This window comes from Brachybacterium sp. Z12 (genome assembly GCF_014400405.1).
GTDB lineage: Bacteria > Actinomycetota > Actinomycetes > Actinomycetales > Dermabacteraceae > Brachybacterium.
The window spans coordinates 3406513-3420794 of the sequence record NZ_CP060496.1 but is presented as its reverse complement, the minus strand read 5'-3'; the positions used below and the strand labels follow the sequence as shown (position 1 = coordinate 3420794).

Here is a 14282-nt window from a genome sequence, read left to right as displayed (position 1 = left end):
CGGTGCCGAGGCTCACCGGGCCCCGGCCCGGGGCGGGAACGGTGTGGAGCCGCGCAAGATGCTCGGCATGGGACCGCAGGTGCGCCCCCGTCCACGCCTCGGGGAGGCGGCTGTGCCGGGCATCTCGGAGGTCACCACGTACGGATGGCCGAGCGGGCTGGTCGCGGCATCGTCATGGACGGCGATCGGCTCCGGCCCGACGTCCGCAGGGATCAAGGTGAGCGCCGCGATCTCATGGGCCAGATCCTGATGCAGCTCCGCCGGGGTGACATGAGGGATCCGCACGATCACCGAGGCGTTCTCCTGCGGGATGACCCGCCAGGCGGCGAAGCGCTCGCCGACGCCTGCGAGCGTGACCCGGGCCCGGCCCGACAGCGAAGCCGGCAGCACCGACTTGTGCATCCCCGGCAGCCGGACCGGGGAGGCGTCCTCCCGCAGCGGGAGCATCAAGGTGCCCTCGCTCCAGGTCTGCGCCAGCAGCTCGCCCATCGCGGCAGAGGCGGGATCCAGCAGTGCTGAGGGCTGATCGGCCTGGTGGGGCACCATCGTGGCTCCTGTCCGTGGATCCCTCGATACTACCGAGGGTGGGCGCGGATACCATGGCTCGGCATCCCCGGATCTCGCGGTCACGGGCTGCGCGCCCGCCGTCTTCCTCTGCTAGGACCCCGCCCATGGAACTCGCCCTGCTCGCCATCGTCGTGGGCATCGGCGTGGGGGTCGTGGTCGGCGCGCTCGGTGCAGGAGGCGGGATCCTCGCGGTGCCGGTCCTGGTGTTCCTGCTGGGGATGCCCCCGCACGCCGCGGCCGCATCGAGCCTGATCATCGTGCTGATCACTGCGCTGTTCAGCCTTCCGCACCACATCCGCCACGGGAACGTGGAGTGGAAGAACGGGCTGGTGTTCGCAGGCGTCTCGGTGGTGGGCGCGGTGGCCGGCTCCCGCCTGTCCGCCCTGGTCGAGGAGCAGCTGCTGCTCACCCTGTTCGGGGTGATGCTGGTGGGCGTCGCTGCCGCGATGCTGCGCCGTGCGCTGCGCACCCGCCGTACCGAGCTCGCCGAAGCCGCCGCCCACGGCTCGCAGGCGGAGCGCGACGCGGAGGAGCCGGTCGCGGTGCACGATGACCCGGTGCTGGACCAGCCCGGGCCCGACACGATCGAGACCGCCGACGGGATCCATCACCATCACGGCGAGCCCGAGCTGCCGCTGACGCCCGCCGCACCCCCGTCCCCCGGGTGCCGTTGGTGGTCGCGGCCGCGACCCTCACCGGCTTCCTCACCGGCTTCTTCGGTGTGGGCGGCGGCTTCATCGTGGTGCCGATGCTGGTGATCGCCCTGGGCCTCGCGATGCGCCACGCCTCCGGCACGAGCCTGCTGGTGATGGTGATCGCGACGCTCACCAGCCTGCTCGCCCGCCTCGGCACCGACGTGCAGATCGACTGGACGGTCACGCTGATCTTCGCGGCAGGCTCCGCGGCGGGCGGCCTCCTCGGCGGTCCGCTGTCCACGAAGGCCCGCCCCTCCACGCTGACCCTGCTGTTCTCGGGGCTGCTCGGGGGAGTGGCCGCGGTGACCCTCGCCCAGACGCTGCTGCTCTGAGAGCAGCAGGGGAGGCTGCCCCTTCGAGCAGCGGACCCGCCAGTCCTGTTCGCCGGCCGGGCCTGCTGCACTCGGCGCCGAGCCCGAGGCCGGAGGCTGCCGTCACCGGGAGGCCGATGGTGAGGGAAGCTGGCGATATAGCCAGCTCTCGTCACCAGCGGCCCTTCCATGCACGTCGGTCTTGCACGTCGATCCGGTCATGCACGTCAATCCCGGCGACAGCGCGCACAGCGTCGTCGATCAGCCGAGCGGCGGCGCGGGCGGTGCGTCCGTCGATGTCCAGGGACGGGTTCAGCTCCACCACATCCAGCAGGGCGAGCTTCCCGCTGCCGGCCGCAGCCTGCACCGCGGCGGCGATCAGCGGCAGCGGCACCCCGTAGGCGGCCGGTGCCGAGACCCCCGGCGCGGTCGCCGCGGGCAGCACGTCCAGATCGATGGTCAGGTAGAGGACATCCAGGCCGGCCGTGAACTCCTCGACGAAGCGACGGATGCCCCCGGCCCCCGTATCGAGGCACTCCTGATCGGTCCACCAGCGCACCCCGAGCTCGTGGGCCGTCGCGAACAGCGCCCCGGTGTTCGAGGGCTCGGCGATCCCGAGCGCCGCATAGCGCAGCTCGCGACCGGCCGCCCGCTCGGCGTCCGCCATCTGCGCGAACGGGGTCCCGGAGGTGGGCCGTGGCTCGCTGCGCAGATCGAAGTGGGCATCGAGGTTCAGCACACCCCAGCGCTGCCCTGACCCCGGCCCGAGACCCGAGCCGATCAGCCCGCCGTACGAGGACCAGGCCGTCTCATGCCCGCCCCCGAGCACCACGGTGAGGCGCGAGCCGGGTCTGTCCACTGCGCGCCTGGTCAGTGCGGCCGCAGCAGCCTGGCCTGCCTCGAGATCCTCACCGACCGTCTCTGCATCGCCGAGATCGTGCAGCTCCACCTCGCCGCGGGCGAGCGGCCCCCGTGCAGGGCCAGCGGGGCGAGCGCCCGGCGCAGCGCGGCGGGGCCGTCGGCCGCACCGATCCGGCCGCGATTGCGGCGCACCCCCTCGTCGGAGCAGAAGCCGAGCAGCGCGACATGGGGCTCCGCCGGATCCGCGTCCTCCCCGCGCACCAGCTGATGCCAGCGGGCGTGCTCGGGGCCGTCCCCGTCGTGCCGACCGGTCCAGACCGGGGCCGGGCCGGTCGCCTCCGCAGCGGGCGTGTTCGTCATCCGGGCTCCTCACCTCGTCGTGCGGATGGCATCCTTGCCCATCATGGCACCCCCGAAAGTCCCGGCGGCCGATGCGACGCTGCGTCTGCTGACCTTCCTCGCCTCGCGCCGCGCACCTGTCCCCGCGGCGCGGATCGCCGAGCAGCTGGGCCTGCCCCGCTCACGCACCTACGACCTGCTCGCGACCCTCGTCGAGCACGGCTACGTGATGCATCTGGGTCAGGAGCGGCTGTATGGGCTGGGCCCTGCCTCCCATGAGCTCTCCGGCGCGTACCTGCGCCAGGAGCCGCTGGCACGGATCGGCCGACGGGTGATCGAGGCGATGGTCGACGAGGTCGGCGAATCCGGGCACCTCGCGGTGCTGCACGGCCGGGACGCGCTGTACATCGTCGAAGAGCGCGCCCGGAACCGCCCCAGCCTGGTCACCGATGTCGGGGTGCGGCTGTCCGCGCACCTCACCGCGAGCGGCCGCGCGATCCTCGCCGAGCTTCCCCGCGCCCAGCTGCGCGCCCTGTTCGGCACCCGCGAGGACTTCACCTCCCGCACCGCGGTGACCGGCCCGGAGAGCCCCGGGACCTGCGCGAGCTGCTCACCAGGGTGCGGGCCGACGGGATCGCCCACGAGAGCGGAGAGGTCACCGAGGAGCTGGCCTCGGTCGCAGCGGTCGTGCACGACCACGCCGGCTGGCCCGCCGCCTCGGTCGCGATCACCTTCGAGGAGGCGCGGACGTCCGAGGCCGACCGTGAGCGCTGCGCGAGCGCCGTGCGCACCGCCGCCGAGGAGATCACCCGCCGCCTGGGAGGGCGCCGCCCCACGGATCCGGCAACCACCAGGTAGCGGATCGGGCACGACGAGCACCGATCCGCGCGAAAACCTGCTCAATCCGGTGCTCAGTCCGGTATGCCGGACACAAGCGTCGGCCGCACCCTTCACCCGCCCCGTCGGCGGTGGTGTCCTGGATCGAACCACCCCAGGCACCACGAGCAGTCCCCGACCCAGGAGCCGATGATGACCCTCCCCGGAGCCCGCCCCGTCCGCGCCGCCCGCGGCACCACCCTCAGCGCGAAGTCCTGGCAGACCGAAGCCCCGCTGCGGATGCTCATGAACAACCTCGACCCCGAGGTCGCCGAACGCCCCGACGACCTCGTCGTCTACGGCGGCACCGGCCGCGCCGCCCGCTCCTGGGAGGCCTTCGACGCGATCGTCGAGACCCTGAGGGACCTCGAGGAGGACGAGACCCTCCTGGTCCAGTCCGGCAAGCCCGTCGGCGTGCTGCGCACGAACGAGTGGGCGCCCCGCGTGCTGCTCGCGAACTCCAACCTCGTGGGCGACTGGGCGACCTGGCCCGAGTTCCGCAAGCTCGAGGCCGAGGGTCTGATGATGTACGGCCAGATGACCGCCGGGTCCTGGATCTACATCGCCACCCAGGGCATCCTCCAGGGCACCTTTGAGACCTTCGCCGCCATCGCGCAGAAGCGCTTCGGCGGCACCCTCGCCGGCACCATCACCCTCACCGGCGGCTGCGGCGGCATGGGCGGCGCCCAGCCGCTGGCCGTGACGCTGAACGGCGGGGTGTGCCTGATCGTTGACGTGGACCGCACCCGCCTCGAGCGCCGGGTCGCCAAGCGCTACTGCCACGAGATCGCCGACGACCTCGACGACGCGATCGTCCGCGCGGGCGCCGCCAAGGCCGAGAAGAAGGGCCTCTCGATCGGCATCGTCGGCAACGCGGCGGAGGTGTTCCCCGCGCTGCTCGAGCGTCATCGGGCCGGTGACCTGCAGATCGACGTGGTCACCGATCAGACCTCCGCCCACGACCCGCTGAGCTACCTCCCTACCGAGATCCCCGTCGAGGAGTGGCACCGGGAAGCGGAGGCCGACGAGGAGGGCTTCACCAAGAAGGCTCGCGAGTCGATGGCCCGCCAGGTGCGCGCCATGGTCGAGTTCCAGGACGCCGGCGCCGAGGTGTTCGACTACGGCAACTCGATCCGCGACGAGGCCCGCCACGCCGGTTACGACCGCGCCTTCGAGTTCCCCGGCTTCGTGCCCGCCTACATCCGGCCCCTGTTCTGCGAGGGCCTGGGACCCTTCCGCTGGGTCGCGCTCTCGGGCGACCCCGAGGACATCAAGGTCACCGACGCGGCGCTCAAGGAGCTCTTCCCCGACGACGAGCACCTGCACCGCTGGCTCGACGCGGCGGAGGAGTTCGTCGAGTTCGAGGGCCTGCCCGCCCGCATCTGCTGGCTCGGCTACGGAGAGCGGCACCGGGCCGGCATGCTCTTCAACGACCTCGTGCGCGACGGGAAGGTCAAGGCCCCGATCGTGATCGGCCGCGACCACCTCGACTCCGGCTCCGTCGCCTCCCCTACCGCGAGACCGAGTCCATGCTCGATGGCTCCGACGCGATCGCCGACTGGCCCCTGCTGAACGCCCTGACCGCCGCGTCCTCGGGCGCGACCTGGGTGTCGATCCACCACGGCGGCGGCGTGGGCATCGGTCGCTCGATCCACGCCGGCCAGGTGGGCGTCGCCGACGGCACCCCGCTCGCCCGCCAGAAGCTCGAGCGCCTGCTGACCAACGACCCCGCGATGGGCGTCATCCGCCACGTCGACGCCGGCTACTCCCGCGCCGACGAGGTCGCCCACGAACGCGGCGTCCGGGTGCCGATGACGCCTGTGCGCCGGGACTGACCCGAGGAGCCCACCATGACCAGCACCCTGCTGACCGGCATCTCCGAGCTGTGGACCCTGGATCCCGCCCTCGATGACCCCGCCCGCCCGGGCGGCGTCGCCGAGGAGCAGGTGCTGCGCGATGCGGCCCTGGTGATCGAGGACGGCACGATCGCCTGGACCGGCCCCACCGCACAGGCCCCGTCGGCCGATCATGCCGAGGACCTCGGCGGTCGCGCCGTGCTGCCCGGCTGGGTGGACTCCCACTCCCACCTGGTCTTCGACGGGGACCGGGCCGCGGAGTTCGAGGCCCGCATGGCGGGCCGCGCCTACCAGGCCGGCGGCATCGGCGTGACCACCGAGGCCACCCGCGCCGCTTCCCCGCAGCGCCTGACCGCGCTGGTGCGCGCCCGGATCGCCGAGGCGGTCGCGGGAGGCACCACCACGCTCGAGACCAAGACCGGCTACGGCCTCACCGTCGAGCACGAGCTCGAGGCCGCGCGCCTGGTCTCCGCGCTGGTCGCGGCCGGTGAGCTCGACGAGGGCACCTTCCTCGGCGCGCACCTGGTGCCGGGCGAGTTCGCCGGCCGCGCCGAGGAGTACGTCGACCTGGTCACCGGCGAGATGCTCGCCGCCGTCGCCCCGCACGTGCGCTGGATCGACGTGTTCTGCGAGGAGGGCGCCTTCGACCCCGCCCAGTCCGAGCGGGTGCTGCGCGCCGGTGCGGCGGCGGGCCTGGGCCTGCGCGTGCACGGCAACCAGCTGGGCCGCTCGGGAGGCGTGGAGCTGGCCGCGACACTGGGCGCCGCGAGCGTGGACCACCTCAACCACCTCTCGTCGGCCGATCTCGAGGCCCTCGCGGCGACCGCCTCCCGGCCCACCGCCGCCGGGGACGGCCCGGGCAGGCTCGCGGTCGATCAGGGGCCGACGGTCGCGACCGTGCTGCCCGCCTGCGATCTCTCCACCCGCGCCCCGCTCGCCCCCGCCCGGGACCTGCTCGACGCCGGCGCGCAGATCGCGATCGGCTCCAACTGCAACCCCGGCACCAGCTACACCAGCGCCATGAGCTTCTGCGTCGCGACCGCCGTGCTGCAGATGCATCTGTCCCTGGACGAGGCGCTCCGCGCCGCCACCCGCGGCGGGGCCCTCGCCCTGCGGCGCAGCGACGTCGGCCACCTCGCCGTCGGCGCCCGCGCCGACCTGCACGTGCTCGATGCCCCCGCGGCGATCCACCTCGCCTACCGCCCCGGCATGCCGCTCACCCACCGGGTGGTGCGTGCCGGGATCCCGCAGTCCTGACCCCCACCTGAGGAGGCCGTCGACGATGACGACCGCAGCTCATGGAGGCCCCGGCCCCGACCGTCCCCGACGCGGCGCCGACCGCCTCCCGGATCATGCTCTTCTCGGCGCTGGTGCCCTCGGTCCTCGCCACCTCCATCCCGGTCAGCGTGGGGCGCGTGGCCATGCTGTGGTTCGAGCGGGTGGTGCTCACGATCCTGATCACCGCACCGCTCGCGCACCTGCTGCTGCAGGGCGGCGTAGCCTCGAAGCACGCGCCGGGAGGAGCTGATGATGGATGCACAGGATGACCAGGACCCGTTGGATCTCTCTGCCGGGGACGCGGCCTGCTGGAGCGGGTTGCTCTGCCCCGAGTGCGGCGCGGTCCCCGAGGGTGACAGGGCGAGGGACCCGTCGGCGCCCTGCTGGCGCTGCGGGACCGTGCCGGCCGAGCACCGCGCCGAGGGGTCCTGAGGCCCCTCAGAGCGCCGGGGTCGCGAAACCGCCGTTGGAGAGCAGCAGCTGGCCGCGGATCCACGCGCCCTGCTCCGAGAGCAGGAACCGCACGAGATCCGCGACGGTGCCGGTCCCGCCGATCTCCCCGCCCGGGGTCTGCGCCGCACAGGCGCTGTGGGTCGCCTCGTCCATCCAGCCGGTGTCGATCGGCCCGGGGTTGATCACGTTGGTGCGGATCCCGCGCTCCGCGAGCTCATGGGTGCCGGCCAGCACCAGGCGGTCCAGCGCTCCCTTGGTCGCCCCGTAGGGGAGGTTGTGCACGGTGTGGTCGCTGGTCAGCGCGATCATCGCCCCGCCAGGGGTGTCGGCGCCCGGGGCCACCTGCTCGGCGAAGGCCTTCAGCAGCAGCCAGGTGGCGCGCACGTTCACCGCGTAGTGCCGATCGAAGCTCTCCACCGTGGTGTCCAGGATCGAGGAGTCGACCGACTCGCAGTGGCAGGTCACGAGCGCGCCGAGCGTCCCGAGCGCCTCGCGCGCGGCATCGACCACGGCGGCGGGGGCGGCGGGGTCCTCGAGGTCGCCGGGGACCAGCACGACGCGCCGTCCCTGCCCGCGCAGCTCCTCGGCGAGCAGCTCGACGTCGGCCGGCTCCCCGAGCACCCGCTGGTCATAGGGCGCGTGATAGTTCAGGGCCAGGTCGAAACCGTCGGCGGCGAGACCTCGGGCGATCGCGGCGCCGATGCCACGGCGGCGGCCCACCCCGGTCAGCAGGGCGGTGCGGGGGAGCGGGGAGGGGGAGTGCATGGGGCCGACGGTAGATCGCGTGCGGCGCGATCGCCAGCGCTTTTCACGCCGGGCCGTGGCTCAGCCCTCGTCAGGCAGGTCCCAGACCACGTGCCCGTCCTCGCCGAGCCGCGCCCCCTCGCTCGGCGCGTGCGGGGTCTGCTTCCCGGAGTGCATCAGATCGAGCACCTCGCTGCCGTGCTCGAGCAGCATCACATCCGCGATCAGGCGGCGATGGCAGCGCCACCACACCGCCTCCGAGCACATCACCGCGGTGCGGGCGTGAGCGAGGTCGCCGCGCAGCTCCTCGATCCCGGCCCGGAACTCCTCGCTGCGGGTCCAGCCGGCGTAGGCGCGGAACTGCTTCACCCGCCACCAGGTGTCGGGGGAGGCGGCGTCCTCGTCCTTGGTGAGCCGGCGCCGGCCGCCCAGCCGCTCGTCCCAGCGGTAGCCGATGCCAGCCTCGGCGCAGACCTCCTCGACCGCGCCGCGGGCGGCGGCGTCGTTCGTGCGGGAGCCGGGGAAGCGGCGCACGTCCACCAGCTGTTCGATCCCCGCGCCGCGCAGCAGCTGCGCGAGCTCCTCGCGGCTCAGGGTGCCGTGGCCGACGGTCAGCAGTGATGCAGTCATCGATCCAGTATCCCGCCCGCCGGCCGCTCCCGCCCAGGAACTCGCGGTTCTCGGCGCACGGGCCGGCCAAGCTGTCACCGGCCCCCGCTGACCGGGCCGCACCTCGGCACCTGCAGTGCCGCTGATCCGAGGAGAGCGCCACGTGCACTCGGCCTCAGAACCCCGGAGGACCCCCATGCAGCCAGAGCGCGAGATCACCACCCCGACGCCGCTGACCGGCCCTGACGGCGGCCTGAACCCGGCGCCCTCGGTTTCACCCGCACCCAGATGCACGACACCTCTGTGGCTTCGTTCGCTTGGTGGCAGGGTTTTTGCAGCGCTCCGTGGCGGTCTTGTTGCCGCGATCACGCAGGACTGGCTGCAGGTAGGTGTCGCGGTCTGAACCGAGAGGGGTGCGTCCAGTCGGGGCCGTTTGGATCGCTGCCGCTACGTCAGAGTCCGAAGGCTCCACCGCTGACGAGGATCACGATGCCGAGGCCGATGAGAACAATGGGGAAGAGGATGTGCTCCCAGCGTTCGAGCACTTCGGCGATCGGGGGCGGGTGGCGACGAACTTTGCCAGGGCTACCAGGACCGCGACGAGCGCGAGGAAGACGATGCAGTAGGCGACTACTGCGAGAGGTTCCACGCTGAGGAAGACAGGGGTGTAGACGCCGATGTTGTCGCCGCCGTTGGCAAGGGTGACGCCTGCGACTGTCCACACGCCGACCTTCTTGCCGGCAACCTTGGCCTCGTCGTCATCGTCGTCATCGTCTCCGCGCCAGGCCTGCCATGCGGCCCAGAGGCCGAGGCCCAGAGGGATGAGACCGAAGTACGGGATGGCTGCCGAGGGCAGGAATGCTCCGGCGCCGATGGTCACCAGGACCGCGGCACCTAGGATGCCGGCGAATCCGAGGTACTGGCCGACCAGAATGCGGGCGGTAGTGCCGCGCTGGCCTGCCCCTCGCGCGAAGAAGAGGGAGAGCACGATGATGTCGTCGATGTTGGTCGCTGCGAACAGGCCCATCGCCTGCAAGACCGAGGTGAGGATCATGCGCCCTCCCCAGCTGCGTCGCATCCGGGAAGCGAGCAGGCGGGATCGATGCACGGGGCGTCTTCGTCCACTGCCAGGGTGGCATCGACCAGTGCCGTCAGCGCCTGCGCCAGGTGAGAATCGGCGATCTCATATCGTGTCCGACGACCCTCGGGCTCGGAGACGACGATCCCGCAATCGCGCAGGCATGCCAGGTGGTTGGACACGTTCGGGCGTGTCAGGTCCAGATCTCGGGCCAGTTCCGCCGGGTAAGCGGGATGGTCGAGCAGGGTCAAGATGATCCGGGATCGAGTGGGGTCGGCCAGTGCACGACCCAGGCGGTTCATCACGTCGAGACGCGAAGCAATAGTCAGCATGCACTGAACTATACAGCGCGCACTGAACACTCGGTCACAGGCGTCAGCCCAGATCGCATGCCCGTAAGGGGATCCTCCACCGTACGTCGTGCGAGCTTCCTCCTCGACGACTTTTTATGAGGGATCGTCATGTACGCAAGACCCGTACGGTGACATCGGCGGTGAGTGGAGGGCAACTGCAACTCTGGGGACATGCATGTCGGCTACGCGCGCGTCTCGACTCTCGAGCAAGACCTCTCCGCCCAACGGGAAGCACTCGAGCGCCTCGGAGTCGAGAACAAGAACATCTACTCCGACCACGGCCTGACCGGAACGACCCGCGCCCGGCCCGGGCTGCGCGAAGCGCTGGCCGCGACCCAGGACGGCGACACCCTGGTGGTGACCAAGCTCGACCGGCTGGCCCGCTCGCTCCCGGACGCGAGGGACATCGCGGACGAGCTCACCATCAAGGGAGTGGCGCTCAGTCTCGGAGGCAGCGTCTACGACCCTAACTGTCACCTAAACGTGCGGCAGTCCCTTCACAACACCTCCGGGATCGGTGCACGCCAGGGAGGCCGTCGGCGTTGGGGCCGCAACAAGCGCTGGGAGTACTGGAACGTCATCACCCAGCGGCACATCCTCGCGGTGACTGTCTCCCACGTCGACTACATCGCGCTGCACTCGGTGTGGCTGCTGGACCGGGAGAGCGGAGAGGTGCTCCAGAAGCTGGCCATCGTCCCGTTCGGGATCGGTGCGAGCCTGCCCGGCTCCCTCGGGTCCGGGAACGCCTCCGGCCGTGCCCCCGGGCTCCAGCTGCAGATCGAGAAGCTCGGAGACCAGGGTGAGCGGGTCAGCGTCGACGGCATCGAGGGCTTCGCCGAGGACGTCCTGAACCGCTGGTGAGCCGCCTCATCCCTCGCCGAGGACCTCGGCGGTGCTGCGCAGGTCCACCTGCGGCGGGAACAGGCTCATGGTGTGCAGCGCCGGTGGCCCGTTCTCCGCGGCCGAGTGGGCGACCGCGTCGGTGACCACGGTCAGGCGCACCCCGGCATCAGCCGCGGGCAGCACCGTCGAGATCACGCAGCAGTCCGTGGTCACCCCGTGACCAGCAGATGCGTGCGCGGGTTCTGCTCCCAGCCCACCCGCTCGGCTAGCTGCGGCCCCCACTTCCCGAACGTCGGCTCATCGATCGTCGGATGGGCGGAGAGCCCCCGCGCGGCGTCGACCAGCTCGTAGCGCGGATCCTCCGGCGGGACGTCCGCGAAGGGCCAGGCACGGTAGTAGTCGCCCCAGGCGGTCGCCCGATCGGCCGTCGGCAGCCAGCGCGTGACCAGCGTGCGCTCGGGGCCCACCGCCTGGGCGAGGCGCGCGATGTTCTCCATCGCGGGCGGGAAGAACGGCGAGCACCACTCGGAGGCGGGATCGGCGAAGATCCGCTGCGGGTCGACGATGAGCAGCCAGGGGCGGGGCTCACGCGTTCTGCTCCTGCGCCCGGATCTTCCCGCGCCGCGCCACGATGGTCACTGCGAAGCCGAGCACCAGCGCGAGCAGCACGCCGATGTTGGAGTACGCCCAGTTGCCGTCCCAGTAGGAGCCGGCCGGGTCCTCCACGAAGGTGCCCATCCCCAGCGGCTCGAGCAGGTAGCCCTGCCAGTTGTTCCAGGGCGCGGCGTCGGCGTCGGAGTTGACCACCAGGCCCCAGCCGAGGACCGAGGCGAGCACCATGGTGATGATCGAGGTCCAGTCGAAGGCGCCGTAGCGGCCGGCGGGATCGAACAGGGCCTTCTCGTCGTAGGCGGCGCGGCGCGAGATCACATCGGCGATGAGGATGCCCGCCCAGGCCGCGATCGGCACGCCGAGGGTGATCAGGAAGCTCTGGAAGGGGCCGATGAAGCTGGTCGCGAAGAACGCCACCCAGATGGTGCCGACGGTGAGGATCAGCCCGTCGATCGCGGCGGCCGCCGGGCGGGGGATGCGGATGCCCAGGCTGATCAGGGTCAGCCCCGAGGAGTAGATGCCCAGCACCGCGCCGGAGACCAGGGTCAGCACCGCCACGATCCAGAACGGGATCAGCGCCCACAGCGGCAGGATCGTCACGAGAGCGCCGATCGGGTCCATCTCGATGGCGCCGGACAGCCCCTCGTCGGACCCGGCCAGCAGCAGACCGAAGATCACCAGCACCACCGGGGCGGCGGCCCCGCCCACGGTGTTCCACAGCACGATCGAGCCGTCGGAGGCGGAGCGCTTCTGGTAGCGCGACCAGTCCGCGGCGATGTTGATCCAGCCCAGGCCGAAACCGGTCATCACCATCACCAGCGCGCCGATCATCGCCTGCGGGGAGCCGTGCGGCATCGAGGCGACGGCCTGCCAGTCGATGTGGGGGATGGTGAGGACCATGAACAGGATCGTCATCGCACCGGTCGCCCAGGTCAGGATCGACTGCATGCGCATGATTGTGTGATAGCCCAGCACGCTCGCGCCGACGATCAGGGCAGCGATGAGGATCGTGGCGATCACGGTGACCGCGGTGCCCGAGGCGATGCCGAGCACGTCGAACACGGTCGCGTGGCGAGCACCGCGGAGATCGCCAACACCGTCTCCCAGCCGATCGATGTCAGCCACGACACCACTCCGGGCACCTTCTGGCCGTGCACTCCGAAGGCGGCGCGCGAGAGCACCATCGTCGGCACGCTGCCGCGCTTGCCGGCGATCGCGACCAGGCCGCACAGCAGGAAGCTGATGACGATGCCGATCACGGCCACGATCGTGGCCTGCAGGAAGCTGATGCCGAACCCGAGCAGGTACGAGCCGTAGCTCATGCCGAACACGGAGACGTTCGCGGCGAACCAGGGCCAGATCAGATCGCGGGGCTTCGCCGTGCGTTCGGACTCGGCGATGATCTCGATGCCGGCGGTCTCGATGACGCCGAGGCCGCCGATCGGGGCGGTGGCGGGGCGGTTCTCGGATGAGGTCATGGCAACTCCGGGGAGGAGAGGGCCTGCGGGGCCCGAATGGTGAGAAGGCATGGACTGGCCCGCAGTCTCCCACGAGTCCATGTCCTTCCGACAGGAAGGGTGCGGCGGCGGGAATAGGATGCGGAGCATCGCCGCCACCACAGCAGGGACGGTCCGCGGCCGGGCCGTGGCGCCGTCCGGAAGGAGTCCCGTGCGCTCAGCACCCGCCAGGATCGGACCCGCGGTCAAGCGCATGGTGAGCCTCGGGCCCAGCCGCGTGGACCACATCCCGGCGTTCCGCATCGCGACGGGCCTGGCGATCCCGATGCTGATCCTGCTCGCGACCGGGCGCGTGGACTGGGCGATGTACGTCGGCTTCGGCGCCTTCACCGGGATCTACTCGAAGTACGAGCCTACGCGCCTGCGTTTCCGCCGCCAGTCTCTCGCGGGCGGGATGCTCACGCTCTGCGTGACCCTCGGGGCGGCGCTCGCCCAGCTCGGCGAGCACCTGGATCCGGCCCTCGAATCGTGGACGGCGCTGCTGGTGGGCGCGGTCATGGCGGGGCTCGCTGCGACGTTCGTGCTCTTCCACGGCCTGAAGCCGGGCGGTGCGATCTTCCCGCTGTTCGCGGTCGCGGCGGTGGGCGCCGCGCCGCCGGCCGCTCCGATCTGGGTCGCCTTCCTGGTCTCCGGTGCCTGCGCGGGGCTGTGCGTGGTGCTGGGGCTGCTCGGCCACTGGGCCGGAGAACGTCATCCGGGTGCCGACGTGAACCCGCCGCGCGAGGGCTGGACCCGCGGTCAGCTGGCCTCCGAGTTCAGCCGCTTCGCGATCGCCGCAGCGATCGCAGGCGTCCTGGGACTCGCCTCGGGCCTGCCGTTCCCGTACTGGGCGCAGATCGCAGCGATCGCGCTGCTCTCCGCCCCGGGCCGCACGCTGCAGATCGAGCGCGGCCTCCACCGCGTGATCGGCACGTCCCTGGGCGTGATCACCACGGCGTTCCTGCTGTCCTTCCCCAGCGAACCCTGGCAGCTGGTGGTGTGGGTGGTCCTGCTGCAGTTCCTCGCCGAGATGTACGTGATGCGCAACTACGCCTTCGCCCTGCTGTTCATCACCCCGCTCGCGCTGCTGATGGTGCAGCTGGCCCACCCCCAACCGGTGGGCCCCACGCTCGAGGCGCGCGTGCTCGAGACCGCGATCGGCGTGGTGGTCGGCATCGTTGTGGTCATCGCGGCGGCGCTGTGGGACCGTGCGGCGCTCGCGCGCAGGCAGGGAAGCCTGGTCCGGGAGTCCGCTGCGGACGGATCCCGTGGGATGCGGTTCCACTAGGCTGACGGAATGGCGAGGAACTG

General features: G+C 71.6%; 14 protein-coding genes and 5 pseudogenes. 10 read left to right on the top strand and 9 right to left on the bottom strand.

Features of this window, described 5'->3' with window-relative positions; all coding sequences use genetic code 11:
• Positions 1–12: 12 nt before the first annotated feature.
• Positions 13–546, bottom strand: a complete 534-nt coding sequence (locus tag H3H54_RS17980) for a hypothetical protein (RefSeq protein WP_262424932.1) — start codon at positions 544–546, stop codon at positions 13–15.
• A 125-nt stretch (positions 547–671) separates the two neighbouring features.
• Here H3H54_RS17980 and H3H54_RS17975 point away from each other — a divergent pair, with 125 nt between their 5' ends.
• Positions 672–1325: a sulfite exporter TauE/SafE family protein gene (locus H3H54_RS17975; RefSeq protein WP_262424931.1), complete on the top strand. Its 654-nt coding sequence runs from the start codon at positions 672–674 to the stop codon at positions 1323–1325.
• The gene (locus tag H3H54_RS17970; RefSeq protein WP_262424930.1) at positions 1241–1594 is read left to right on the top strand and encodes a TSUP family transporter; all 354 of its coding nucleotides are present in this window, start codon (positions 1241–1243) and stop codon (positions 1592–1594) included. Before H3H54_RS17975 ends, H3H54_RS17970 begins: the two co-directional genes overlap by 85 nt.
• A 151-nt stretch (positions 1595–1745) precedes the next feature.
• Here the strand turns inward: H3H54_RS17970 and hutG are convergent.
• A pseudogene (gene hutG, locus H3H54_RS17965) lies at positions 1746–2794 on the bottom strand (formimidoylglutamase).
• Positions 2795–2819: 25 nt separating this feature from the next.
• Here hutG and H3H54_RS19300 point away from each other — a divergent pair.
• The 6 genes and pseudogenes from H3H54_RS19300 to H3H54_RS17940 all read left to right on the top strand — a co-directional run.
• Positions 2820–2942: pseudogene (locus tag H3H54_RS19300) on the top strand (IclR family transcriptional regulator); the annotation flags it as partial.
• 449 nt (positions 2943–3391) lie between these two features.
• A complete protein-coding gene (locus tag H3H54_RS19295; protein ID WP_316249242.1) occupies positions 3392–3631 on the top strand; it encodes an IclR family transcriptional regulator C-terminal domain-containing protein in 240 nt (79 codons plus the stop codon).
• A 171-nt stretch (positions 3632–3802) separates the two neighbouring features.
• Positions 3803–5484: pseudogene (hutU, locus tag H3H54_RS17955) on the top strand (urocanate hydratase).
• A 15-nt stretch (positions 5485–5499) separates the two neighbouring features.
• Positions 5500–6762, top strand: coding sequence for an imidazolonepropionase (locus tag H3H54_RS17950; RefSeq protein WP_262424929.1), 1263 nt, complete (start codon positions 5500–5502; stop codon positions 6760–6762).
• A gap of 41 nt (positions 6763–6803) precedes the next feature.
• A complete protein-coding gene (locus H3H54_RS17945; protein ID WP_262424928.1) occupies positions 6804–7052 on the top strand; it encodes a hypothetical protein in 249 nt (82 codons plus the stop codon).
• On the top strand, positions 7033–7215 hold the full coding sequence (locus H3H54_RS17940; RefSeq protein ID WP_262424927.1) for a hypothetical protein: 183 nt from the start codon (positions 7033–7035) through the stop codon (positions 7213–7215). Before H3H54_RS17945 ends, H3H54_RS17940 begins: the two co-directional genes overlap by 20 nt.
• 6 nt (positions 7216–7221) lie before the next feature.
• Here H3H54_RS17940 and H3H54_RS17935 read toward each other — a convergent pair whose 3' ends face one another.
• From H3H54_RS17935 to H3H54_RS17920, 4 genes and pseudogenes are all read right to left on the bottom strand, one after another.
• A complete protein-coding gene (locus tag H3H54_RS17935) occupies positions 7222–8001 on the bottom strand; it encodes an SDR family oxidoreductase (RefSeq protein WP_262424926.1) in 780 nt (259 codons plus the stop codon).
• A gap of 60 nt (positions 8002–8061) precedes the next feature.
• Positions 8062–8610: a DUF488 family protein gene (locus tag H3H54_RS17930; protein WP_262424925.1), complete on the bottom strand. Its 549-nt coding sequence runs from the start codon at positions 8608–8610 to the stop codon at positions 8062–8064.
• A 431-nt stretch (positions 8611–9041) separates the two neighbouring features.
• Positions 9042–9643: pseudogene (locus H3H54_RS17925) on the bottom strand (cadmium resistance transporter).
• Entirely contained in the window at positions 9640–9999 is a 360-nt protein-coding gene (locus tag H3H54_RS17920; protein WP_006590980.1) for a helix-turn-helix transcriptional regulator, read from the bottom strand. Before H3H54_RS17920 ends, H3H54_RS17925 begins: the two are co-directional and overlap by 4 nt.
• Positions 10000–10191: 192 nt before the next feature.
• Here H3H54_RS17920 and H3H54_RS17915 point away from each other — a divergent pair, with 192 nt between their 5' ends.
• The gene (locus tag H3H54_RS17915; RefSeq protein WP_262424924.1) at positions 10192–10881 is read left to right on the top strand and encodes a DUF2804 family protein; all 690 of its coding nucleotides are present in this window, start codon (positions 10192–10194) and stop codon (positions 10879–10881) included.
• A gap of 6 nt (positions 10882–10887) precedes the next feature.
• Here the strand turns inward: H3H54_RS17915 and H3H54_RS19290 are convergent, their stop codons facing one another.
• The 3 genes and pseudogenes from H3H54_RS19290 to H3H54_RS17905 form a co-directional block, all read right to left on the bottom strand.
• A complete protein-coding gene (locus H3H54_RS19290; RefSeq protein WP_316249083.1) occupies positions 10888–11058 on the bottom strand; it encodes a hypothetical protein in 171 nt (56 codons plus the stop codon).
• Positions 11059–11072: 14 nt separating this feature from the next.
• Positions 11073–11360 (bottom strand): hypothetical protein, encoded by a 288-nt coding sequence (locus H3H54_RS19285; RefSeq protein ID WP_316249082.1) that lies wholly within the window; start codon positions 11358–11360, stop codon positions 11073–11075.
• Between the two features lie 88 nt (positions 11361–11448).
• A pseudogene (locus H3H54_RS17905) lies at positions 11449–12953 on the bottom strand (purine-cytosine permease family protein).
• 190 nt (positions 12954–13143) lie between these two features.
• On the opposite strand from H3H54_RS17905, the gene H3H54_RS17900 reads away from it, so the two are divergent.
• A complete protein-coding gene (locus H3H54_RS17900; protein WP_262424923.1) occupies positions 13144–14259 on the top strand; it encodes an FUSC family protein in 1116 nt (371 codons plus the stop codon).
• The last annotated feature ends 23 nt before the right edge of the window (positions 14260–14282 follow it).

Excerpts from the sequence above, each read along its gene's own strand:
- H3H54_RS17950 (WP_262424929.1), top strand. The coding sequence starts at position 5,500 with ATGACCAGCACCCTGCTGACCGGCATCTCCGAGCTGTGGACCCTGGAT.
- H3H54_RS17975 (WP_262424931.1), top strand. The coding sequence starts at position 672 with ATGGAACTCGCCCTGCTCGCCATCGTCGTGGGCATCGGCGTGGGGGTC.
- H3H54_RS19285 (WP_316249082.1), bottom strand. The coding sequence starts at position 11,360 with ATGGAGAACATCGCGCGCCTCGCCCAGGCGGTGGGCCCCGAGCGCACG.
- H3H54_RS17940 (WP_262424927.1), top strand. The coding sequence starts at position 7,033 with ATGATGGATGCACAGGATGACCAGGACCCGTTGGATCTCTCTGCCGGG.
- H3H54_RS17920 (WP_006590980.1), bottom strand. The coding sequence starts at position 9,999 with ATGCTGACTATTGCTTCGCGTCTCGACGTGATGAACCGCCTGGGTCGT.
- H3H54_RS17945 (WP_262424928.1), top strand. The coding sequence starts at position 6,804 with ATGGAGGCCCCGGCCCCGACCGTCCCCGACGCGGCGCCGACCGCCTCC.
- H3H54_RS17935 (WP_262424926.1), bottom strand. The coding sequence starts at position 8,001 with ATGCACTCCCCCTCCCCGCTCCCCCGCACCGCCCTGCTGACCGGGGTG.
- H3H54_RS17930 (WP_262424925.1), bottom strand. The coding sequence starts at position 8,610 with ATGACTGCATCACTGCTGACCGTCGGCCACGGCACCCTGAGCCGCGAG.
- H3H54_RS17915 (WP_262424924.1), top strand. The coding sequence starts at position 10,192 with ATGCATGTCGGCTACGCGCGCGTCTCGACTCTCGAGCAAGACCTCTCC.
- H3H54_RS17980 (WP_262424932.1), bottom strand. The coding sequence starts at position 546 with ATGGTGCCCCACCAGGCCGATCAGCCCTCAGCACTGCTGGATCCCGCC.